This window comes from Ruegeria sp. CK1 (genome assembly GCF_056536545.1).
On the sequence record NZ_JBQFPX010000002.1, the window covers coordinates 290423 to 312332 of the forward strand.

Consider the following 21910-nt stretch of genomic DNA (forward strand, 5'->3'; position numbering starts at 1 on the left):
GGTCGGAGTACCGTCCGTTCTGAAGTCGGTAGCTGGGACCGCTTCTCCTGTGACGCAGGCCGGAATGACCTCAGGCCCCTGTTTCTGACTCTCTAACAGAGTCGCCTGCAAGTCTTGAGGATCAGCAGTCCCTCGCAATTCGCGTTGAGTTCAATGTTTATTGCTCCTGAAATTCGTTCCTTTGCCGCTACTAATATCGGCAATTCAGGACAGGTCATGGCATAAGACGGTGAATTTCAGAAACCTACTCGGCCGCCTCTGCGGCAGCATCCAGTTCGGCTGCCTTCTTCTCGACCTCTTCAACGATATGGTCGATCATTTGGTCGTTGGACATCTTGTGGCTGGCCTTACCGGCCAGATAAACCATGCCTGATCCTGCCCCGCCGCCGGTAAAACCCACATCCGTCATCAGTGCTTCGCCCGGACCGTTCACTACGCAGCCGATAATCGACAGGCTCATCGGAGTTTTGATATGCTCCAGCCGTTGCTCCAGCGTCTCAACCGTCTTGATCACGTCAAACCCTTGCCGCGCGCAGGAGGGGCATGAGATGATGTTCACGCCGCGATGACGTAGGCCCAGAGATTTCAGAATCTCATAGCCGACTTTGACCTCTTCGACGGGGTCTGCGGATAGGCTGACCCGTATCGTGTCTCCAATGCCCATCCAAAGCAGGTTGCCCAGACCAATAGCCGATTTGATCGTACCGGACACCAAACCTCCTGCTTCTGTAATTCCCAGATGGATCGGCGCGTCAGTGGCCTCGGCAATGCCTTGATAAGCAGCAGCCGACAGGAATACGTCGCTGGCCTTCACGCTGATCTTGAATTCGTGAAAGTCATTGTCCTGCAAAATGCGGATATGCTCTAGCCCACTTTCGACCATCGCCTCAGGGCACGGCTCGCCGTATTTTTCAAGCAAGTGCTTTTCGAGGCTGCCCGCATTCACCCCAATCCGGATCGAGCAATTGTGGTCGCGCGCGGCCTTGATCACCTCTTTCACGCGCTTTTCATCACCGATATTTCCCGGATTGATCCGCAGGCAGGCCGCACCAGCCTCGGCAGCTTCAATCCCGCGACGATAGTGGAAATGGATGTCAGCTACGATGGGCACCGGGCTTTCCCGGACAATCTCTTTCAAAGCTTTTGAAGAAGCTTCATCCGGAACCGACACGCGGACGATATCCGCACCTGCTTCGGCCGCCGCCTGAACCTGAGCAACGGTTGCAGCCACATCGGTCGTCAGCGTGTTGGTCATCGTCTGCACGGCAATTGGGGCGTCGCCGCCAACTGCAACATCGCCGACCATGATCTGACGGGATTTTCGGCGGTAGATATTGCGCCACGGGCGTACGTGATTGAGCGACATGAAGACGGATCCAAGGCAACTTGAGTTGCGTCTTTAGATAGTCTGGCTAGGGGGCCATCGCAATGGCTAGATCAATCTGCCGGTTCTTCCGAAACCTGCGCCTGAAGTTCGGCCACCAGCTGTTTCAGCGCGCTGTTCTGCTCGGCCTCAAGATCAGCAACAGCATAGGCTTCTGCAACGGCATCCTTGGACAGAACGACGCCCTTAGCCACAGTTCCAGGAGCACCGACCGGCCCAAAATGTTCTCCGTTCATAGAGAAGAACACCGATCCCGCCGCGCCTGCGCGCAGCTGCGGCGGTTCTTCGGTCAGCGGCACTTCGAACACACTGCCCTGTTCCACAGTGCCAAGTGTACCTTCGAAAATCACGCTACCGTCTGCAGCCGTAACCCGCATCCAAGCGGGATCAACCGCTACAATCTTTAGTGTTGTGTCAATCTGTTCGACCACTTGCGGCAAAGTTGGGCGTTCGACGGTGTGAACTTCGGCCACTTCAATCTTGGGGGGCTCTTGCGGAAGGAAAGTGCCAACCTTGCGAGGATCAAGCGTTGAGATTGGCGCATCGCGGGCCACCAAGACTGGAACATCTAGCGCCTGCGGGCGATACAGACGATCCAGCGCCTCGGCGCTGGGTGTTTCAGCAACGGCAACTTCGGGTTCAACGCTTGGGCGCACCGAATCCAGCGGATCGAGATCAGACAATACCACTGGCGCTTGCTCAACTGGGCTGACCTGAACCTGCTGAATTTTGTTAAGAACGGACCAGCCGCCGTAGCCGATACCGCAGATCACCGCGACCAAAACCAGAGATGAGCCGATGGCGCGCGGTTCAATCTGGCTGACAATGGATTCCCGACCCGGAATGTAGGGCGTGTTGGGCGAGGTAAACGGATCGCGACCCATCGGCCCGCGCGTGGGCACAGCACCCGAAGGTTTACGCACCACCGAGGCCTCAGCCGACATACCATGTGCAACCTCGAACCCGCTTTCCTTACAGAAAGCTGCAAAGGTTTCGTCCGGGTTCATCCCAAGATAACGGGCGTAAGAACGCACATACCCGGCGATGAAGCCGGGCGTGTCGAATGCGTCAGGGTCGGCATCTTCGATGGCAGCGATGTAGTTGGCTTTGATCCGCAGTTCGCGCTGCACGTCCAAAAGCGACTTGCCCATGGTGGCCCGTTCACCGCGCATCATGTCTCCAAGCCGTACCTCGTAGTCGTCAAAACCCTTCGGTCCGACGTCGGTATCGCCCTTGGAATCGCGCTGAGATCTGCGCCCAATCATCCCTGCTGCCCCATTCTGCCTTCGCGTGTTTCACGCTAACGGCGAATCATCCCATTACGATTCGTCCGCTTTTTTGTTAGCTTAAGCCTAACACATAGCAAACACGATGCACACGTTGGCGTGAGGTTAACCCGCAAGTTCGGCGCGATTTAGCGCACAATGTGACCAAAGTTCGTCCATAGCCTGCACAAGACGGTTCATCTCGTTAGGTCCATGTACAGGCGAAGGTGTAAAGCGCAAACGCTCGGTACCGCGTGGCACAGTCGGGAAATTGATTGGTTGAACGTAAATTCCAAAGTCGTCCAGCAGCCTGTCGCTGAGGACTTTGGTGTGTACAGGATTGCCGACAATCACCGGCACGATGTGGCTTCCATGGTCGATCAGCGGCAAGCCCAAACCCTTCAGGCGCATTTTGAGGATCTTGGCCTGAGTTTGGTGCTGCTCGCGCAGTTCAGGCGCGGATTTGAGGTACGCAACCGATGCAGCCGCTCCTGCTGCAACAGCAGGCGGCAACGACGTCGTAAAGATAAAGCCCGGCGCATAAGAGCGCACGGCATCGCACATTTTCTCACTGGCTGCGATATAGCCACCCATCACGCCATATGCTTTGGCCAACGTTCCGTTGATGATGTCGATACGGTGGGCCAGACGATCACGTTCGGTAACACCCCCACCGCGCGGCCCGTAGATGCCCACGGCGTGCACTTCATCGATATAAGTCAACGCGCCAAATTCATCGGCCAGATCGCAGATAGCTTCGATTGGGCCAAAGTCGCCGTCCATCGAATAGACAGACTCAAAAGCGATCAGCTTTGGCGCATTGGGATCATCCGCTTCAAGCAATTCGCGTAGATGGGCGACGTCATTATGGCGGAAGATGCGCTTGGCACCGCCATTACGCCGTACACCTTCGATCATCGAGGCGTGGTTCAGCGCGTCGGAATAGATGATCAAACCGGGGAAGAGTTTGGGCAACGTACTCAGCGTCGCATCATTCGCGATATAGGCGCTGGTGAACAACAATGCCGCGTCTTTGCCGTGCAAATCTGCCAGCTCAGCTTCGAGGCGTTTGTGATAGACCGTGGTGCCCGAGATATTGCGGGTGCCCCCCGACCCTGCGCCGGCGGCATCGACGGCCTCGTGCATGGCGTTCAGAACGACTGGGTTTTGCCCCATGCCAAGGTAGTCGTTTCCGCACCACACAGTAATATTTTGCTGAGACCCGTCCGGACGCGTGCGAACCGCGTGCGGAAAATGTCCATTGCGGCGTTCGATATCAATGAAGGTCCGGTAGCGTCCTTCATCATGCAGCCTGGCAATCGCTGTATCGAGCTGAGCAGTATAGTCCAACGGTGTCTCCTTACGTGCCCGACCTTATGGTTCATTGGCCAGACGATCTTGCTGACGTCAAAAGTGGACGAATCCATTCGTGGCGCCAATGCTCTCCCTTGTACCACTACCTATAAACGACACAGAGATCACATATTTGATTTGCATCAAATATCTGGTCGCTCCCGCCTCGACAAGTAAAGTTACGGCCATCGGGCGCGAGGAAACGACGCAGGCACCCGTCGAGTTTCCGATATTATACCATATTCCCAGAAAAGCGCACTGGACGGCGCCGATTGCGCTGATAGGGTTCCGGCCAAATCTCAATAGCAGGAGAATCCAATGTCGCTGGACGCTGTTCTGAACCGTATCGACGCTGATCTGCAAACCTCGATTGATCGTCTGATGGAACTGCTGCGCATTCCTTCGATTTCAACCGACCCGGCCTATAACTCGCAAGTCGATCAGGCGGCGGACTGGTTAGTAAATGATTTGCAAAGCTTTGGTATTGAGGCAGAAAAGCGCGAAACCACTGGTCATCCAATGGTAGTTGGCCACATTGGTGACGGCAACGATGCGCCGCATGTTTTGTTCTATGGGCACTATGACGTACAGCCGGTTGACCCGCTTGACCTTTGGAACCGCGACCCATTTGATCCAGCCATCGAAGACACCGACAACAGCCCCGTCATCCGAGGCCGTGGCTCATCGGACGACAAGGGACAATTGATGACCTTTGTCGAGGCTTGCCGGGCGTGGAAAGCCGTTCATGGTTCCCTCCCCTGTCGCATTACTTTTTTCTTCGAAGGGGAAGAGGAATCAGGGTCCCCGTCCCTGGTTCCGTTCTTGCGTGAAAATGCAGCGGAGTTAAAAGCGGACCTAGCACTGGTTTGCGACACTTCGATGGTGTCACGAGGCGTGCCATCAATAGCGTCACAACTGCGTGGAATGCTCAAGGATGAATTCACTATCACAGGCCCCCGGATCGACCTGCACTCGGGCCATTATGGCGGCCCGGGCCTGAACCCGCTGCGGGAGCTGTCAAAGATCGTGGACTCTTTCTATGACGACGAAACTGGAAGGGTCGCAGTTGAAGGATTCTACGAAGGCGTCCACGAAGTGCCCTCTGACCAACTGCGTCAATGGGAAGGCTGCGGGTTCGACGAAGCCGAGTACCTAAACTCTGTCGGGTATACGCAACCCCATGGCGAAAAGGGCTATTCCACCCTAGAACAACAGTGGGCGCGCCCTACGCTTGAGGTTAATGGGCTTTGGGGTGGCTACAACGGCGCCGGATCGAAAACGGTTATCCCGTCGCAGGCGCATTGCAAGATCACCTGCCGTCTGGTTGGTGACATGGACCCTGACAAGTTGCGCGACAAAATCCGCAAACACGTGGAAGCCCGCCTTTCACCAGATGCGAAGGTCGAGTGGGACAATGATCTAGAGGGCTCTCCTGCCTCGGTTATGAACTTGGACCGCCCGGAATTCGAAGCCGCCCGAGGAGCGCTTTCAGATGAATGGGGACGCGAGGCCGTGTTCACAGGGATGGGCGGCTCTATTCCTGTCGTGGGATACTTCAACACCGAGCTCGGGCTGGACTCCATGCTGGTCGGCTTTGCCAATGACGACGACGCCATTCACTCACCGAACGAAAAATACGACGTGAAAAGCTTTCACAAGGGTATCCGATCCTGGGCCCGCATTCTGGATGCACTAAGCCGTTAAAGAAAAAGGCACCGCCAAATTGGCGGTGCCTTCAACGTTGGGACGCATTCCCAAACTTACATATGGATAACCTGACCATAGGCGTCCAAAACGCTTTCATGCATCATTTCCGACAGGGTTGGGTGCGGGAAAACTGTATTCATCAAATCTTCTTCCGTAGTTTCCAGCTCACGCCCAACGACGTAGCCCTGAATCAACTCGGTTACTTCCGCGCCGATCATATGCGCCCCCAGAAGCTCTCCGGTTTTGGCATCAAAAATAGTCTTCACCAGCCCTTCGGGTTCACCCAAGGCTATCGCCTTGCCGTTGCCGATAAAGGGAAAGCGGCCAACCTTGATATCATATCCCAGCTCTTTGGCCTTGGCTTCGGTATATCCAACCGAAGCGACCTGCGGCTGGCAATAGGTGCAGCCAGCGATACTCTCTGGCTTGACCGGGTGCGCGTGTTTGCCAGCGATCAATTCGGCGACCATGACCCCTTCGTGGCTGGCTTTGTGCGCCAACCATGGAGCGCCCGCAATGTCCCCAATAGCGTATAGCCCATCTACACCGGTCCGGCAGAACTCGTCAGTGATGACGTGCGTGCGGTCGATTTTTACTCCCAAAGCCTCAAGCCCCAGGTTTTCGACATTGCCGACGATGCCCACAGCTGAAATCACTGTATCAAAGTCGTGCTTTTCAACTTTGCCGTTGACTTCAATATGCGCAGTGACTTTGCCCTTGGCGCGATCCAACTGCTTGACCATCGCCTTTTCCATGATCTTCATGCCTTGTTTGGTAAAGGCCTTTTTGGCAAAAGCACTGATCTCGGCGTCTTCGACGGGCAGTACGCGATCCATCACCTCGACCACGGTCGTATCTGCGCCAAGCGTGTTGTAGAAGCTGGCGAATTCGATCCCGATCGCGCCCGAACCGATGACCAGCAATTTCTTGGGCATCCGCGGGGGTTGCAGCGCGTGCTTGTAAGTCCAAACCAGATCACCGTCGGCCTCAAGACCCGGCAGTTCCCGAGCCCTTGCTCCGGTGGCCAGAACGATATTTTTGGCGGTCAGCTCTTCAGTTCCCTTGTCTGTCTTGACCGAAACCTTGCCTTTGGCGGGGATAGTCGCCTCACCCATGATGACCGTAACTTTGTTTTTCTTCAGCAGATGGCCTACGCCACTGGTCAGCTGTTTCGCAACACCGCGTGAGCGTTTGACGACTGCGTCCAGATCATAGCCGATCTTGTCAGCACTGAGGCCGAAATCCTTGGCGCGCTCCATCAGGTGGAACACTTCCGAAGACCGCAGCAGCGCTTTGGTTGGGATGCAGCCCCAGTTCAGGCAAATACCGCCCAGATGTTCACGCTCAACCACGGCCGTTTTCAGACCCAGCTGAGCTGCGCGAATAGCAGCAACATATCCGCCCGGACCGGCGCCGATTACGATCAGATCAAAAGATTGTGCAGCCATGTTTTCCTCTCGGCACAGGTCGATTTGAAAATTAGTTTACCATTAAACTAATTTTAGTAGCGCATCAACACACCTTCCCCGCGACAAAACCGACGCTGGGTAATTGGCAGCAGTGTCTGCGGTTTTCAGCCTATACCGGACACCCAACAATGGCTAGAACATAGGTATTGGGCCCACCCGCCTTTTCATAAACACAAGTTATTCAAGGGGCTTACCATGGCCAAAACGTTCAAGGATCTGTTGCTTGCTCTGCTAAACGCCACTCTTGTGCTGATTGCGCTCTGTCTGTTTCTAGGGTGGAAGCTGGCCTCAACTGTAGAAGACGTTACCGAAGTCTTTGCTGAAAAAGTGCAAGTTATCGCGCCACTAAAAGATGAAATTCGCGGTGTGCGGGGTGAACTTGCAGCGCTGCGCAGCGACTTGGCATCCATACAGGCAACAGACCTTATCGCTGACAGCGCTAATAGCCAGCGACTGATTGTGGCGCTAAACACGCTGGATACTTTGGAAGAGAGAATGCAAGGCGCGCAGGCGCGAGTGGCAGAGATCACCGAATCCCCGGATGCGCTGATTGACACGGCCATAGAAAAGTCGGCCGACACGATCGCCAACCGACTTATCGCTATAAGAGGATGCGAACCGGCGTCTTAACCGCCAGCTTGCAATTCGCGAACCGTAGAACCGTAACCGCCCATATTCACATAGGCCATTTCATGCTCGGTCATGGGGCGCTCAAGCGCTTCGTTCCTATAAGGAAACCGGCCGAACTTGCGGATCACTTCGCGATGCGCCCTTGCGTGCAAAAGATTGCCTTGATCGCTGTCTGTTATGTTTTGACACATCAGACGGACACAGCGTTCTTGATCGCACAGATTTTCAGAATGCATCAGGGGTAGGTAAAAGAACTGTCGAGCGGGTTCGTCGATCCGCAAGTCCCAGCCCTTATCCACCGCGCATTTCGCTGCCGTTAGTGCCGCCCGATCAGACGCAAAAGCTTTTGCGCTGCCACGGAACATGTTGCGTGGAAATTGGTCCATAAGGATGATGTATGCAAGTGATCCGCTGGGATATGTCAACCAAAGCGAAAACCTACCCTCATTCGCGGCTTCCCAGGTGGTTAAAAACCGTTCGCGAATTTCGGCATCCAAAGCTTGGTCTTGTAGATACCAACCCTTGGGACCAACCTCATCTAACCAAAAACTCAATACTTCTTCAGGACCTGCCATTGCCCTAAACTCCGTCGTGTTGCCCTCCCCAGGGACGTAAGGTTATTTAAAGCCGTTTTACAGATTTGTTACAGTAAAAAATTGCAACACTTGCGACATAATTGTGTGTTCTAGGCAACATCTTGCGTCTCGGCCTCTGCTTCGGCTTCGGCGGCTTCGATTGCAACCTCCTGTGCCACTTCAAGCGCCACAGGTGAAGCTGTTGGATAAAACGGTGACATCGTTCCGGTTTCATCAACTGGGATCGCAGCACGCTGGGTCGTACGGTACAGGGCGTACACAGCCATAGTCGCCAGCAGCGCAGCGATGAACAAGAAAAACCCTTGCGGACCGAAGACAGCATCACCCATCAACCAACCGGTAATCAGCGGACCAGCGATAGCACCCAAGCCGTTAATAAATAGCAACCCGCCCGAGGCCGCGGCCATATCTTCATGTTCCAAAAAGTCGTTGGCGTGAGCGATCAGCAGAGAATAAAGCGGGTTCGACATTCCACCAATCACAAAGGCCGCTCCCAAAAGGATCGCAAACGCGAAACCGAACATCATGCCAACAACGGCCGCTGCAGCCCCTACTCCGGCAACAAGCATGATAAGTGTACGGCGGTCCATTCGATCTGACATCCAGCCCAACGGATATTGCAAAACCAATGCGCCAACGTAGAACGCGGCGATAAACGTAGAAATTTCAACAAGCGTCAGGCCAGCTCGGGCGCCGTACACTGACGCCATACCGAACTGCGCCGAAAACACGCCGCCCAGAAGAAACATGCCCACGCAGCCCAAGGGCGAATATCCGAACAACTCTCGCAATGTCATGGGCTTGGTGGTGTCAAATGCGGGCGTTGGAGAGATTGAAAGTAGAATCGGAGCGAAAGAGACCGAAACCAGAATGGATGCGACAACAAAAGTATCAAAACCAGCCGGATCACCCAGCACCACCAAACCCTGCGCAGCGATGACCCCTGTCATTTGGAAGATCATATAGAGCGACAGAGCCTGGCCACGGTTTTCGTTGCTAGCCGCGTTGTTCAGCCAGCTTTCTGCGGTCACATACACACCGGAAAAGCAAAATCCGATCACAACGCGCCCTAAAATCCAGACCACCGGGTTGGTCATCAACGGATAAAGAATCATGACGGCAGAAATGAACGAGGCCAGCGCCGCAAAAACCCTTACATGGCCGACTCGTCGGATCATCTCGGGCGCCAGGCGCGATCCCCCTAGAAAGCCGACAAAATAAGCCGACATCACAAAAGACATTTCCAGAGTCGAAAAACCCTCGATCTCGCCCCTGACACCAAGAATTGTGCCCTGCAAGCCGTTTCCGACCATCAACAGGCAAATACCAAGAAGTAGCGCCCATGCGCTGGAAAGGACCTGAAGCATTTAGGCCTCCGTAAAATGCCGACCGGAATTTGGATTCGTTTTGATATGAAAAACTGCTCTGGTCGTGCTTGTCTACGACATTGACAAATAACGATCCCGACAACACGCCCTTTATGGGATCAAAAGCGACGCGTCCCCATAGGAAAAGAACCGATATTTCTGTTTGATCGCATGGGCATAGACATCTCGCATGCGATCCCGCCCCATCAAAGCCGAAACCAACATCAGCAAAGTGGACTTAGGCAGGTGGAAATTGGTCATTAGAGCGTCAGTCACGTGGAATTTAAAACCGGGATAGATGAAGATATCCGTCTCCCCCTCCCACGGTTCGATCTGGCCCGAGCGCGCCGCACTTTCGATCAGACGCAGTGCGGTGGTGCCTACCGGTATGACCCGCCCGCCAGCGGCTTTGGTGGCTCGGATTTCCTCAGCGGCGGTAGCGCTGACCCTGCCCCACTCGGCATGCATCTTATGGGTCGTTACGTCCTCGACCTTGACCGGCAGGAAGGTGCCAGCCCCCACGTGCAGCGTCACATGGCTGAACGTAACGCCGCGCTCGGAAAGCGCGTGCATCAGCGCGTCGTCAAAGTGCAGCGAGGCCGTCGGAGCCGCGACGGCACCCGAATTGCGCGCCCAGATTGTCTGATAGTCTGTTTTGTCCCGCTCGTCTGCCGGGCGTTTGGCGGCAATGTATGGCGGCAGAGGCATCGCACCGGCTTGTTCCAACGCGGCGTCGAAATCATCGCCCGTCAAGTTGAACCGAAGGTAGGCTTGCCCATCATCGATCCGAACCAACAAGGCGCTGAGGTCATCGGAGAACCGGATTTCCTCACCCAGCTTGACCTTCTTCAACGGCTTGATCAGCGCAGCCCATGTTCCATCGGCTTGAGGATCCAACAAGGTGGCCTCGATTGCGGCCGATACCGGGCCTTGGGCGCTATCTCGGTGGCGACGACCATTCAAGCGCGCTGGGATAACGCGAGTGTCGTTCAATACCAGCCGATCACCGGGTTCCAGCCAGTCGGGCAAGTCGAAAGCGTGCGCATCAGACACCGCATTGCCGTGGACAACCAGCATACGCGCGGACGACCTCGGGCTGGCAGGCCGCGTGGCGATAAGGTCTTCAGGCAGGTGGAAATCAAAATCGCTGAGTTTCATGGCCGCGCCATACAGCGCCACTCACGCACATTCAACGGTCCTCTGGGTTCGACCCGAAAACTCGTTTGGGCACATCCGGCTTGACGGGTTGCGCATTTGGTCCGTCAGAGACCGTAGGTGCTGGAGGCCTCAGAAGGTTCCGCAGGAACAGTGGAGCTAGTCCGGAAAGCGGATTCACCGATACTTTCGGCTGACGCAGCGGGCCGGTCAGGGTGTAGTTGAAACCGATGACACCTTCACCCTTTTTGGTGAAAACGCTGCCAATCGCATTCACCAGATAGATCGGAGAGATCGCTCCACGCAGGTTCAGCATCCCCGAAACAGTGTTGATCGTACCATCAAAGGACAGACCCATCGACGGCCCGACCGCGCTACCGCTAAGAACTTTTACCTCGGTCGGCGTAATTCGCATCCGGCTTTCGATAGTCGCGAAAAATATGCCCTGACCTGCCATCTCGTCCAACAGGCCAACAAGGCTGATCGCATTGAGCAAAGCAGCCATTGCCGGAGCGTCCTTGATGCGAGTATTCGTGATTTTTGCGTTCACGTCATAGTTTCCAGGCCCCGCCACCGGTTCAAGTTGCACATTCAAGGACCCACCGCGCGCCTGGGTAATCATACCAGCCGACCGCAAAACCGCGCCCGCATCGCCAGACGTCAGCGTCACTGCACTGCGACCTGAGCGCGGGGTGACCTGCCCGTTAACTGGGGCGCCTCCGTTCACGCTGGCGGTAAACGAACCGTTCACACCGCCAGTGGTTTGAAACGCACCCTTGAAACCGGTCAATGCAATGGTCTCGGTGACTTGCAAGCGATCCAGCGCCACATCCAGTCGAGGCCCTGCGCCAGACCCGCCTCCACCACTGCCGCTACCAAAGGTTGCGCGCCCAAGGTTCATCACTCCGCCGAGAACGCGAATGTCGGGCACCGCACCCCCGCGATTTACCAGTTCAGCTGGAACCGCCAACCAGTTACCCAAATCGAACGAACTGAACTGAACGCGGTCGAAATCACCCTGATTGAAAGAAATTGACGCAGTGGTCTGCAACCCTGCTGCGTTCAGCTTGAGTTCGTCCACACGCAGGTTTTCCCCCAGCGTCGCCGCAACCGTCATCCTGCCTTTTGTACTTGCCCCTTTGCGCCACCCCAACTCAGGGATAGCCAAGGAAACCCCCGCCAGATCGGACGAAGCCGTAAGTTTCGGTGGCTCTCCTGCACCAATGCCAAGCTCAATATCTGCAGTGCCCTGTCCAGTCAGCATCCCCTGCGGCAGCCCCGCCTTTAACTCGGTCATAAGCCGCGGAGACAGTTCAATCTGCCCCGTCAATTCGCTGCGTTGCGGTTCACTGCCACCGATAGGCTGCCGCCAATTAGCTTGTATCGGAACATCACCAAATAGCCCGTTACCTCCGACTTCGACCTCCGTTTGGTCACCTTCAAGTGTCAGACGGTCGGCGCTTACTGAAAATCCGGGCACAAGCCGATCACTTTGAACATTGGCGACATCTCCAAGGAAATGGAATTGCGTCTCATCAAACTTAAGCCCCTTTTTCATAGGCAGTGCTAAGGTACCCGACAGCGACACCTGCCCGCTCGCCACGTCTACTGGCAGGTTCGCTTTGGACAGCAACTGCAGCGGTGGTCGGTCCAGCAGAGACATTGCCGCAGTCACGCTGCCTTTGGCTGTGATCCGCGTAATAGACGGGGACACTCCTTTGATGCTGGTATCTGGAATGATGAACGACGTACCCGAGGCATCAACCGCACCGCCCTGATCAGCCATGACAAAACCAGCTTCAGCCGTGGCGGTGAAACGGTCATTGATCAGGCTGGCTTGACCCTGAGCTTTCTGTATAGGGGGAAGGGTCTTGGCAAACCTGATCTTGGCTTCGTCAAAACCGAAGTCCAAATAGATTTCCGGTTTGGCTTGTGGTTTCAGGCGCAATGCGAAATCGACGTCTGAAAACCGGCCCTCGAATAGGTTTTCTGCAACCCAAATCCGAGGTTTCGGCGCCAATCTCTCTGGCCAGTAATTTAGCAAATGATCTGCATTCATACTATCCAAATGCGCATCCACTCGCGCCGCCCAACCTGTTGTTTCACCGTGTAAACTACCCGACGCGAGAAGCCGATAATTCGCGTCTTCAATCATGACCTGCCCCAGCTGAACTTCAAACGGGGCGAGTTTCATTTGAAAATCCAGGTCAGCGCGCGCCAGATCCAGTGGTTCAGGAAACAGGTTCGCCGGATTAATGTTAATACTACTGAGGCGCAGCTGCGATGTCAGGCTGTCCAGAACGCCGTTTTCGATTCCGTGCAAATACGCCTGCCCCTCAGCCTGAAATGATCCCCAGGCCGAGACCACTGCCATCTCATTGAAATCCAACACCTGTCGGCTTGGGTCGTAAGTGAAGTACGTACTGGCCGATTCAAACGGTATCGGACGCGTTTCCTGCGTTGGTTGGACTGCTCCTGAACCAAGATTTAGCGTCGCATACACTGACCCCAAGGCTGCGTTTGCATCAACGCTGCCACGTAACGCCCCGGAAATAGGAGCCTTAAGAACCTGCATCCACGACAACGCAAGGCTTTGGCCTGCAATATCTTCGGCAGGCAAGTCATTGATTGATATTCCAAACTGCGCTTGCGGCGTACCCAGAACACTCGTGTAATTGGCTTCGATTGAGCTGGCGTAGTCACGTCCAGTTAGAACCGAAAAACCGGTGGTCAAACGCATTTCATCGCCACTGCGGTCAATCGTGATGTGACCTCCGTCAAACACCCAAGCGCGACCAAGGCGCAGGTCCTGGTAGTCCACTGTCAGAGATTCCAGTTCCACTGACCGAAGGCCTGACAGGATGGGCGACAAAAACACGTCGTCGGATTGCTCAATCAATTGCGCCAGATCCGGAGCCTTTTGCACCGGTGCGCTTCCGGCTCCAACAGTTAGGGTCAGTGCGCCATCCAGACCGCGCGTCAGAGCAAATTGCGCGTCTTGCACGGAAATACGTCGTGGTCGAATCTGCCCCCGCAGCAAACCTCGCATCGAAAGCCGCGTCTGCAATTCCGACACTTTAGCAATCTGCTGACCTGCTGCGTCGCTGATTGTTACATCTGTCAACAGGAGCCGAGGGCGCCACTCTTCGTTCACAATAAAGCTGGCGTCGCCAAAGCGAAATTGTAGCCCACCGAGACTTTGCTCAAGACGATCCTCAACTTTTTTTTGCAGCCATTCAGGCGCGTGCAAGTTCTGACCGAACAAAAAAAACCAGCCCGCAAACACAAGAAGGCCCAGTGACAGAAGCGTCCAGCCGGAAAAATGCGCAGCTTTGCGACGGCGCGATCGACGGTTCCGGGGTTTCTCCGGCTGCGTCGCACTTTTTTCTTCGTGCTGAACCAATTTTCTTTCCACGCCTTCCAACCCGCCCGTGCCGCCCTATGATGTCGGGCAGCCCTTAAAAAACTTTAGCGGAGTTTCCAATGCCCGACGTTTCAGACATAGCCCCTGATTTCACTTTACCCCGCGACGGAGGCGGCGAGGTCGCGCTTTCCGACCTACGCGGTGGCACCGTCGTTCTATTCTTCTATCCTCGTGATGATACGCCGGGCTGCACGAAGGAATCCATCGGTTTCTCGGAACAACTTCAAGACTTTGCAGATGCGGGCGCCCAAGTGTTCGGCATTTCGCGGGACAGCGTGGCCAAGCACGACAAATTCGTTGCCAAACACAACCTGACGACACCGCTGTTGTCGGATGAAGGTTCGACCGTATGCGAGGACTACGGCGTGTGGGTCGAAAAGAATATGTACGGGCGAAAGTCGATGGGTATTGAGCGTTCGACCTTCATAATCGACGCCGAAGGCAAGATCGCCAAGGTTTGGCGCAAAGTCAAAGTTCCTGGCCACGTGGATGAAGTACTAGAGGCCGTCCGCGCCCTATGAACCCCTCGACCACGGTCGCCATCCGGTCTAAGACCCGCGCAATCACGTAAATGGAGAAGCGCGGTGTCTAAAACACTGACCCAGATGGCGACCGAAGTTTTGACCACGGCGGATGGCCGGGAAAAGACCGCCCTGTCCAAGCGTCATGCCGCGGCGTGGTTTGCATCGCGCAAGGGGGATGCCCCTACGATTGAAATCGGGACCGCGACGCCCCCGCTGCAACCTGCGCGACCAGACAAACCTGAACTGCTATCTCCGCGCGAAGTCCCCAAGCGCAAACCTGGAACTGAGGAAGGGCGGATCGCCCTGCTGCATGCGGTTGCGCATATCGAGTTGAACGCGGTCGATCTGCACTGGGACATCATCGCCCGCTTTGGTCATGTGCCGATGCCTATCGGGTTTTACGACGACTGGGTCAAATGCGCCGAAGAGGAATCGCGTCATTTTGAGATGGTCTGCGATTGTCTTGAGGCAATGGGCAGCCACTACGGCGCCCTGCCCGCACATGCGGGGATGTGGCGCGCCGCTGAGGATACCGCCGAAGACCTCATGGGGCGTCTGGCTGTTGTCCCTATGGTTCTGGAGGCACGCGGGCTGGACGTCACTCCCGGTATGATCAACATTTTCCGTAAGGCCAAGGCAGATCAGGCCATCGCGGCGCTTGAGGTTATCTACGCCGAAGAAGTCGGCCATGTAGCCTACGGTTCCAAGTGGTTCCATTTCCTTTGCGGGCGCGAAAATGCCGACCCCAAAGTCGTGTTTCATCTATTGGTCAGACGCTATTTCCACGGTGCCCTTAAACCACCTTTCAACGAAGAAAAACGCGCCGAGGCTGGGTTGCCACCCGATTTTTACTGGCCGCTGACCGAAGACCTGCCTCCGCCAGGCGCCGCTGAATAATCACGCTCAACTTGACGTTATCGGCAATTTCCCGCCGAGAATTGGCAGGAAAAAGATGGTTTCATATGTGAACTAGTCAACATTCTTGCCCAAAGCACGCGCGCCCTCTATGCAATGCGTCCAAGGGACGGCGATCACTCATGACCGGTCCCGATCTTGGGGATGAGAGGTATAGACGCGTGCGAACACGTCTGGCAATCAAATTACACTCACTGCTTGAGCGGCAGTTCCCGGAGCGCCGGGTCTTTCTTAAATCTGACAACGATACACGCTTTATCCGACTGAGTTCGGAAACGCAGATTGCTGCTGTCGCCGGGGTTGCCGTAATCGTGGGCTGGACAGCGGTCGCCACTGCGATCCTACTGATGGACAGCATCGGATCGGGTAACTTCCGCGAGCAGGCCAAGCGGGATCAGGCGACATATCAGGAACGTCTGAACATCTTGTCCGCCGAACGTGATGCTCGCGCGCAAGAGGCGCTGGCTGCCCAGGATCGCTTCAATACAGCGCTTGAACAGATTTCGGCGATGCAATCCGAGCTTCTGGCCTCGGAAAACCGCCGCCGCGAATTGGAGACTGGAATCGAGGTCATCCAGACCACCCTGCGCACGACGATGAAGCAGCGCGAGGAAGCCAGGACCGAATTGGCGGACATGCAGGTCGAGACCGATGACGGTGACATGTATGTGACCGCCGTTGCCCACCCCGAGCAGATGAATTTCATGACCGAGGCACTGGTACGAACAGCGGCCGAACGGGACCAAATCGCTTCGGACGCTCAGGACGCGTTTGATCAGCGCCAAGAACTTGAGCTGGAAATCCAGCTTATGCAGGAACGCAGTGACGAGATTTTCCGCCAACTCGAAGAGGCGATGGTCATCTCGGTTGAACCACTGGACAAGATGTTCCGCGAGGCCGGTATGCCGACCGACCGCATTATCGAAGAAGTTCGCCGTGGGTACAGCGGCATGGGTGGCCCCCTCACCCCTATCTCTTTCAGCACGCGCGGTGAGGACCTGACCCCCGACGAAATCCGCGCGAACGTACTGCTGCAACAGATGGACCAGCTGAACCTTTACCGCATCGCCGCAGAAAAAGCCCCATTTGCCAGTCCGGTACGCGACGTCGTTCGCTTTACCAGCGGCTTCGGCACACGACGTGACCCCAAGACCGGCGGTCGACGTATGCACAATGGCGCTGATTTTGCTGGCCCCCACGGCACCGACATTTTTGCCACCGCCGACGGTGTGGTTACCCATGCAGGCTGGCAATCCGGCTTTGGGCGGTTAGTTAAAATCAAGCACGCGTTCGGAATCGAGACACTTTACGCACACAACACCAAGATCCGGGTGAAGGTTGGTCAAAGGGTCTCGCGCGGGGATCATATTGCTGATATGGGTAGCACCGGACGGTCTACCGGCACGCATCTGCACTATGAAGTACGCGCAAACGGAAAACCTGTTAACCCAATGACTTACATCAAGGCTGCGAGAAATGTTTTCTAAGAACAAAATCAACGAGCCCGCACCGAGCACCGCTGAGACGGCAAAACCTGCCGCTCCGGCGACACCTGCGGCACCTGCCCCAACGGAAAGCAAGGCCAGCACCGCGCCCAAGCCCAAGCCTCCGGCGTCGGTACTGTCCTCGGATCTGCACATCACTGGGAACCTAAAGACCACCGGCGACATCCAAGTCGAAGGGACGGTCGAAGGCGACATCCGCGCGCATCTGCTGACCATCGGTGAAACCGCGACTATCAAAGGCGAAGTCACCGCCGATGACGTTGTCATTAACGGCCGCATCGTGGGCCGCGTGCGTGGTTTGAAAGTGCGCCTGACCTCGACTGCACGCGTCGAAGGCGACATCATCCACAAGACCATCGCTATCGAAAGCGGCGCGCATTTCGAAGGTTCGGTGCAGCGTCAGGACGACCCGCTGAACCCGGGTCGCAGCGCCAAGTCAGGCGCCAACCCGGCGGCAGAGGTCAAGCAGTAACACTGACCCATATGTCAATTAGCAAACGTCGCAGGTTACACTGCGACGTTTTCTTTTGCCCTTGCTGCCCGTCGTGGTCGGTATAGGGTTTCGGAATGTTGATCTTTTTTTCAATACTGCTGATCGTGGCTGGCTTTTTTCTGTACCGCCATTGGTCGAAAAGCCAGGCCCGTGAGCAATTGCTGGCAACGCCACTAACCGAGCATCAGCGCACTGTGATTGAACAGCAAGTGCCACTCATCCGACGTTTGCCCACCGATCTTCGGGCCAAGCTGGATGGCAAAGTGAACCTGTTTCTGAACCAGGTAAAGTTCCACGGTTGCGATGGGCTTGAAGTTACGGAAGAGATGCAGTTGGCCATTGCCGCGCAAGCCAGCCTGCTGCTGGTCAACAGCGACCAATGGTACGACCACCTGACGACTATTCTGATCTATCCCAATGCTTTCAAATCGCGGCAACGCAGGCAAGACGGCTATGTCGTTAGCGAGAAAGAAATTATCCGGACCGGTGAAAGCTGGGATCGGGGGCCCGTGATCTTGTCTTGGTCGCACAGCAAACGAGGGGCGGCGAACGATCACGATGGGCAGAACGTTGTGCTGCACGAGTTCGCCCACCAAGTCGACGACCTTTCTGGGGGCACCAACGGCGTCCCGATCCTGAGCGATGGGCAAAGTTTTGCTGAGTGGGAACGTGTCTTTCTGACTGCCTATGACGCGCATGTGCGCGCCGTCGAACACGGCCGACACACTGTGATTGACCCCTACGGTGCTGTGGGGCACGAAGAATTCTTTGCCGTCTCGGTCGAGGTCTTTTTCGAACAACCCCACGAATTGAAAACCTCGGTACCAGAGGTGTATGACCAATTGTCCAAACTGTTTCGGCTGGACCCAATCAGCTGGCATTAAGCTCCGGCGGTCTGTCCAACCTCACGCTAGTGCAACTGAGAAATGCCCTCTTCCTTCTCACTATTGCACAAATTTTGATTTTTGAATTAACCTTAAATCAGTGTTTTCTGGAGGATTTTTCATGTCATCAAAACTTATGGCCGAGTTCTTCGGCACGTTCTGGTTGGTGCTGGGCGGCTGCGGCAGTGCCGTTCTTGCAGCAGGCGTTGCCGATGTGGGCATAGGCTGGCTGGGTGTTTCCTTTGCTTTCGGCCTGACGGTTCTGACCATGGCATATGCGGTCGGTCACATCTCGGGCGGGCATTTCAACCCGGCGGTTAGCCTGGGCCTGATGATCGGCGGCAGGTTTCCGGCAAAGGACTTGGTCCCCTATTGGATCGCGCAGGTGATTGGCGCGATTGCCGCCGCGGCCGTCTTGTATTTGATCGTCAGTGGCGCACCGGGGTTCGAAGGCGTGGGCAGCTTTGCAACGAACGGATATGGTGAAGCATCGCCCGAAGGCTATTCGATGATGTCCGCGTTGGTGATCGAAATCGTGCTGACGGCGTTCTTCATCGTGGTCATTCTTGGCGCAACATCCAATTTTGCACCCGACGGGTTCGCACCTATCGCCATCGGTCTGTGCTTGACGCTCATTCACCTGATTTCAATCCCGGTGACGAACACGTCTGTAAACCCAGCGCGGTCAACCGGCGTAGCCCTTTTTGCAGATGGTCCCGCCTTGGCGCAGCTCTGGCTGTTCTGGGTTGCCCCACTAATCGGTGCTGCGATTGGGGCGCTCATCTGGCAAGCAATGGGCGACGACTAAGTTCCAAAAGCCCCGAAACTGAACGCATCGGGGCTTTTAAAATCACTCTGTGACAGTGACCGTTTTCATCACGTCCGGCTGACCGATCACAGCACCGTTGGGGCCGTCGCCCCGTTTGATCGCATCAACTACGTCCATGCCATCCGTGACCTGACCAACGACCGTATATTGGCCGTTCAGGAATGGGCCCGGCTCGAACATGATAAAGAATTGCGAGTTCGCACTGTCTGGATCCTGCGCCCGCGCCATTCCTACGACCCCACGGTCATAGTTGAAGTCCGAGAACTCTGCCGGCAAATCGGGGCGATCAGATCCACCTGTACCGGCGCGGCGCATATCGCCGCCGACGCGCCCAAATTCGACATCGCCAGTCTGCGCCATGAAGCCATCGATCACGCGGTGGAATACTACGCCATCGTATTTGCCTTCCGCAGCCAGAGCGCTGATCTGTTCGACATGTTTCGGGGCGAGATCTTCGAACAGGTCTACGGTAACGGTGCCGTTGGCACCCTCACCTTCGATCTCGATCTGAAGCCCTGTCGCCAGCGCAGGGCTGGCCAGCAGGGTAAAAGCAACCGCAAGCTTATGCATCAGCCGCGACCTTGACACTGATCATGCGGTCAGGGCTCGCAGGCGGCTCGCCACGAACGATGGCGTCAACATGCTCCATCCCGTCGATCACACGGCCATAAACGGTGTACTGACCGTTCAGGAAGTGGTTGTCCTTGAAGTTAATGAAGAACTGCGAGTTGGCCGAATCCGGGTTCTGTGAGCGCGCAGCACCAAGTGTGCCACGGTCATGCGGCAGCTTTGAGAATTCCGCCGGTACGTTCGGTAGCGATGAGCCCCCGGTGCCTGCCATACGCAGGTTGAAACCGTCTTCCATGTCCCCGTGCTGCACGTCGCCTGTCTGCGCCATGAAGCCGTCGATCACACGGTGGAAGGCCACGTTGTCATATTCACCACCGCGCGCCAGTTCCTTCATGCGGGCACTGTGTTGCGGGGCCACGTCCGGCAGCAGCTCGATGACGACATTGCCGTCCTTCAGTTCGATGATGATCGTGTTTTCGGGATCCTTGATCTCGGCCATGAGGCCCTCCTGTCGTTTGTCTTGCGCAAATACCTATGATGCGTGGCCGTGAAAGCCAAGTGACGCATTGACCTGAGGGCAAAATGCAGGAAAAGAACCGCCTAAATCTGTTTTGAAAATCCGAGGATCGCACGATGGGCTGGAAAACACTGGACGACATGGACCTGAACGGTAAACGCGTGCTGGTGCGCGTCGACATCAACGTGCCAGTTGTGGATGGCGTCGTGACGGACGCAACCCGTATTCAGCGCATCGTTCCGACGGTCAAGGATATCCTTGCTGCTGGCGGCAAACCCATCCTGCTTGCCCATTTCGGGCGTCCCGGTGGCGAACGGCGCGAGAACCTGTCGCTAAAGCAGCTTATACCTACCCTTGAGAACGCCTTTGGCGCATCTGTCCTATTCGCGGCAGATTGCGTTGGCACCGAAACTGAACTGGCCGCCGAAGCGCTGCAACCCGGTCAGGTTCTGTTGCTAGAGAATACCCGCTTTCACGCGGCTGAGACCAAGAACGACTTCGATCTGGCCGCTGGAATGGCCAAACTGGGCGACGTCTATTGCAACGACGCTTTTTCGGCCGCCCACCGCGCCCACAGCTCGACCGAGGCCATCGCACGCCTTCTGCCTGCTTGCGCCGGTCGCCTGATGCAGGCCGAGCTAGAGGCGCTGGAAGGCGCATTGGGCGCGCCCAAGCGCCCTGTTACAGCGGTTGTCGGTGGCGCGAAAGTATCGACCAAGCTGGAACTGTTGGGCAACTTGATCGACAAGGTGGATTATCTCGTAATCGGTGGTGGCATGGCGAACACCTTCTTGGTCGCCAAAGGCCTAAATGTGGGTAAGTCACTGGCGGAAACAACGATGAAAGACACTGCGGTTGAGATTCTTGCCAAGGCCGAAAGCACGGGCTGCACCATCGTCCTGCCGACGGACATTGTTGTCGCGGAAAAGTTCGAAGCAAACGCGCCGCATCAAGTGCTGCCTGTCGACCAATGCACGGATGAAGGCATGATCCTGGACGCAGGTCCAGAAAGTGTTGCCGCAATCACCGACATCTTCGGCAAAAGTAAGACGCTGATTTGGAATGGCCCCCTGGGCGCGTTTGAAATCGAACCTTTCGACACCGCTACCAATGCCGCTGCGCTAAAAGCCGCAGCCTTGACCAGATCCGGACAGTTGATTTCCGTCGCAGGCGGTGGAGACACGGTTGCCGCGTTGAATGCTTCGGGGGCTGCGAAGGACTTCTCGTATATTTCTACAGCGGGCGGGGCATTCTTGGAGTGGATGGAAGGTAAGACCTTGCCCGGGGTCGCTGCGCTGGAAGGTTAATCCTTACCCAATTTGG

At 56.0% G+C, this 21910-nt stretch carries 19 protein-coding genes; 9 read left to right on the top strand and 10 right to left on the bottom strand.

What is annotated here, in order from left to right; genetic code table 11:
- Positions 1 to 244 precede the first annotated feature (244 nt).
- The 3 genes from ispG to hemA all read right to left on the bottom strand — a co-directional run bounded on the left by ispG (position 245) and on the right by hemA (position 3999).
- A complete protein-coding gene (gene ispG / locus ACR0L3_RS08010) occupies positions 245 to 1366 on the bottom strand; it encodes a flavodoxin-dependent (E)-4-hydroxy-3-methylbut-2-enyl-diphosphate synthase (RefSeq protein ID WP_480745129.1) in 1122 nt (373 codons plus the stop codon).
- Positions 1367 to 1437: 71 nt separating this feature from the next.
- Positions 1438 to 2649 carry a helix-turn-helix domain-containing protein gene (locus tag ACR0L3_RS08015; protein ID WP_480745131.1) on the bottom strand — a complete coding sequence of 404 codons (1212 nt, stop codon included), beginning with the start codon at positions 2647 to 2649 and terminating at the stop codon, positions 1438 to 1440.
- Between the two features lie 126 nt (positions 2650 to 2775).
- Positions 2776 to 3999 (bottom strand): 5-aminolevulinate synthase, encoded by a 1224-nt coding sequence (gene hemA, locus ACR0L3_RS08020; protein WP_480745132.1) that lies wholly within the window; start codon positions 3997 to 3999, stop codon positions 2776 to 2778.
- Between the two features lie 321 nt (positions 4000 to 4320).
- Between hemA and ACR0L3_RS08025 the strand changes: the two genes are divergently transcribed.
- The gene (locus tag ACR0L3_RS08025; RefSeq protein ID WP_480745134.1) at positions 4321 to 5706 is read left to right on the top strand and encodes a dipeptidase; all 1386 of its coding nucleotides are present in this window, start codon (positions 4321 to 4323) and stop codon (positions 5704 to 5706) included.
- 56 nt (positions 5707 to 5762) lie between these two features.
- On the opposite strand, the gene lpdA is transcribed toward ACR0L3_RS08025, so the two are convergent.
- Positions 5763 to 7157: a dihydrolipoyl dehydrogenase gene (lpdA, locus tag ACR0L3_RS08030; RefSeq protein WP_480745136.1), complete on the bottom strand. Its 1395-nt coding sequence runs from the start codon at positions 7155 to 7157 to the stop codon at positions 5763 to 5765.
- Between the two features lie 216 nt (positions 7158 to 7373).
- On the opposite strand from lpdA, the gene ACR0L3_RS08035 reads away from it, so the two are divergent.
- Positions 7374 to 7808, top strand: a complete 435-nt coding sequence (locus ACR0L3_RS08035; protein ID WP_480745138.1) for a hypothetical protein — start codon at positions 7374 to 7376, stop codon at positions 7806 to 7808.
- Here the strand turns inward: ACR0L3_RS08035 and ACR0L3_RS08040 are convergent.
- The 4 genes from ACR0L3_RS08040 to ACR0L3_RS08055 all read right to left on the bottom strand — a co-directional run bounded on the left by ACR0L3_RS08040 (position 7805) and on the right by ACR0L3_RS08055 (position 14341).
- Positions 7805 to 8383, bottom strand: a complete 579-nt coding sequence (locus ACR0L3_RS08040; RefSeq protein ID WP_480745139.1) for a DUF924 family protein — start codon at positions 8381 to 8383, stop codon at positions 7805 to 7807. The genes ACR0L3_RS08035 and ACR0L3_RS08040 overlap by 4 nt on opposite strands.
- Before the next feature lie 110 nt (positions 8384 to 8493).
- On the bottom strand, positions 8494 to 9771 hold the full coding sequence (locus ACR0L3_RS08045) for an MFS transporter (RefSeq protein ID WP_480745141.1): 1278 nt from the start codon (positions 9769 to 9771) through the stop codon (positions 8494 to 8496).
- Between the two features lie 111 nt (positions 9772 to 9882).
- Positions 9883 to 10929: a tRNA preQ1(34) S-adenosylmethionine ribosyltransferase-isomerase QueA gene (gene queA, locus ACR0L3_RS08050; protein WP_480745142.1), complete on the bottom strand. Its 1047-nt coding sequence runs from the start codon at positions 10927 to 10929 to the stop codon at positions 9883 to 9885.
- Positions 10930 to 10960: 31 nt separating this feature from the next.
- Entirely contained in the window at positions 10961 to 14341 is a 3381-nt protein-coding gene (locus ACR0L3_RS08055; RefSeq protein WP_480745143.1) for a YhdP family protein, read from the bottom strand.
- Positions 14342 to 14409: 68 nt separating this feature from the next.
- Between ACR0L3_RS08055 and ACR0L3_RS08060 the strand changes: the two genes are divergently transcribed.
- The 6 genes from ACR0L3_RS08060 (at position 14410) to aqpZ (ending at position 19479) form a co-directional block, all read left to right on the top strand.
- Positions 14410 to 14871 (top strand): peroxiredoxin, encoded by a 462-nt coding sequence (locus ACR0L3_RS08060; RefSeq protein WP_480745145.1) that lies wholly within the window; start codon positions 14410 to 14412, stop codon positions 14869 to 14871.
- An 84-nt stretch (positions 14872 to 14955) separates the two neighbouring features.
- Positions 14956 to 15771, top strand: coding sequence for a ferritin-like domain-containing protein (locus tag ACR0L3_RS08065; RefSeq protein WP_480745448.1), 816 nt, complete (start codon positions 14956 to 14958; stop codon positions 15769 to 15771).
- 179 nt (positions 15772 to 15950) lie between these two features.
- Positions 15951 to 17276, top strand: coding sequence for a DUF5930 domain-containing protein (locus tag ACR0L3_RS08070; protein ID WP_480745449.1), 1326 nt, complete (start codon positions 15951 to 15953; stop codon positions 17274 to 17276).
- The gene (locus ACR0L3_RS08075) at positions 17266 to 17766 is read left to right on the top strand and encodes a bactofilin family protein (protein WP_480427898.1); all 501 of its coding nucleotides are present in this window, start codon (positions 17266 to 17268) and stop codon (positions 17764 to 17766) included. Before ACR0L3_RS08070 ends, ACR0L3_RS08075 begins: the two co-directional genes overlap by 11 nt.
- A 95-nt stretch (positions 17767 to 17861) precedes the next feature.
- Positions 17862 to 18671, top strand: a complete 810-nt coding sequence (locus ACR0L3_RS08080) for a M90 family metallopeptidase (RefSeq protein ID WP_480745147.1) — start codon at positions 17862 to 17864, stop codon at positions 18669 to 18671.
- Between the two features lie 121 nt (positions 18672 to 18792).
- Positions 18793 to 19479: an aquaporin Z gene (aqpZ, locus tag ACR0L3_RS08085; protein ID WP_480745149.1), complete on the top strand. Its 687-nt coding sequence runs from the start codon at positions 18793 to 18795 to the stop codon at positions 19477 to 19479.
- A 42-nt stretch (positions 19480 to 19521) separates the two neighbouring features.
- Here the strand turns inward: aqpZ and ACR0L3_RS08090 are convergent, their stop codons facing one another.
- Positions 19522 to 20070 (bottom strand): peptidylprolyl isomerase, encoded by a 549-nt coding sequence (locus ACR0L3_RS08090; protein WP_480745151.1) that lies wholly within the window; start codon positions 20068 to 20070, stop codon positions 19522 to 19524.
- Positions 20063 to 20569 (bottom strand): peptidylprolyl isomerase, encoded by a 507-nt coding sequence (locus ACR0L3_RS08095; protein WP_170793244.1) that lies wholly within the window; start codon positions 20567 to 20569, stop codon positions 20063 to 20065. Before ACR0L3_RS08095 ends, ACR0L3_RS08090 begins: the two co-directional genes overlap by 8 nt.
- Positions 20570 to 20703: 134 nt before the next feature.
- On the opposite strand from ACR0L3_RS08095, the gene ACR0L3_RS08100 reads away from it, so the two are divergent.
- On the top strand, positions 20704 to 21894 hold the full coding sequence (locus ACR0L3_RS08100; protein WP_480745154.1) for a phosphoglycerate kinase: 1191 nt from the start codon (positions 20704 to 20706) through the stop codon (positions 21892 to 21894).
- The last annotated feature ends 16 nt before the right edge of the window (positions 21895 to 21910 follow it).

Coding starts and splice junctions, on each gene's coding strand:
- ACR0L3_RS08060 (WP_480745145.1), top strand. CDS start 14,410: ATGCCCGACGTTTCAGACATAGCCCCTGATTTCACTTTACCCCGCGAC.
- ACR0L3_RS08025 (WP_480745134.1), top strand. CDS start 4,321: ATGTCGCTGGACGCTGTTCTGAACCGTATCGACGCTGATCTGCAAACC.
- lpdA (WP_480745136.1), bottom strand. CDS start 7,157: ATGGCTGCACAATCTTTTGATCTGATCGTAATCGGCGCCGGTCCGGGC.
- ACR0L3_RS08100 (WP_480745154.1), top strand. CDS start 20,704: ATGGGCTGGAAAACACTGGACGACATGGACCTGAACGGTAAACGCGTG.
- ispG (WP_480745129.1), bottom strand. CDS start 1,366: ATGTCGCTCAATCACGTACGCCCGTGGCGCAATATCTACCGCCGAAAA.
- ACR0L3_RS08040 (WP_480745139.1), bottom strand. CDS start 8,383: ATGGCAGGTCCTGAAGAAGTATTGAGTTTTTGGTTAGATGAGGTTGGT.
- ACR0L3_RS08075 (WP_480427898.1), top strand. CDS start 17,266: ATGTTTTCTAAGAACAAAATCAACGAGCCCGCACCGAGCACCGCTGAG.
- ACR0L3_RS08095 (WP_170793244.1), bottom strand. CDS start 20,569: ATGGCCGAGATCAAGGATCCCGAAAACACGATCATCATCGAACTGAAG.
- ACR0L3_RS08045 (WP_480745141.1), bottom strand. CDS start 9,771: ATGCTTCAGGTCCTTTCCAGCGCATGGGCGCTACTTCTTGGTATTTGC.
- queA (WP_480745142.1), bottom strand. CDS start 10,929: ATGAAACTCAGCGATTTTGATTTCCACCTGCCTGAAGACCTTATCGCC.
- aqpZ (WP_480745149.1), top strand. CDS start 18,793: ATGTCATCAAAACTTATGGCCGAGTTCTTCGGCACGTTCTGGTTGGTG.
- ACR0L3_RS08080 (WP_480745147.1), top strand. CDS start 17,862: ATGTTGATCTTTTTTTCAATACTGCTGATCGTGGCTGGCTTTTTTCTG.
- ACR0L3_RS08065 (WP_480745448.1), top strand. CDS start 14,956: ATGGCGACCGAAGTTTTGACCACGGCGGATGGCCGGGAAAAGACCGCC.
- ACR0L3_RS08015 (WP_480745131.1), bottom strand. CDS start 2,649: ATGATTGGGCGCAGATCTCAGCGCGATTCCAAGGGCGATACCGACGTC.
- ACR0L3_RS08090 (WP_480745151.1), bottom strand. CDS start 20,070: ATGCATAAGCTTGCGGTTGCTTTTACCCTGCTGGCCAGCCCTGCGCTG.
- ACR0L3_RS08035 (WP_480745138.1), top strand. CDS start 7,374: ATGGCCAAAACGTTCAAGGATCTGTTGCTTGCTCTGCTAAACGCCACT.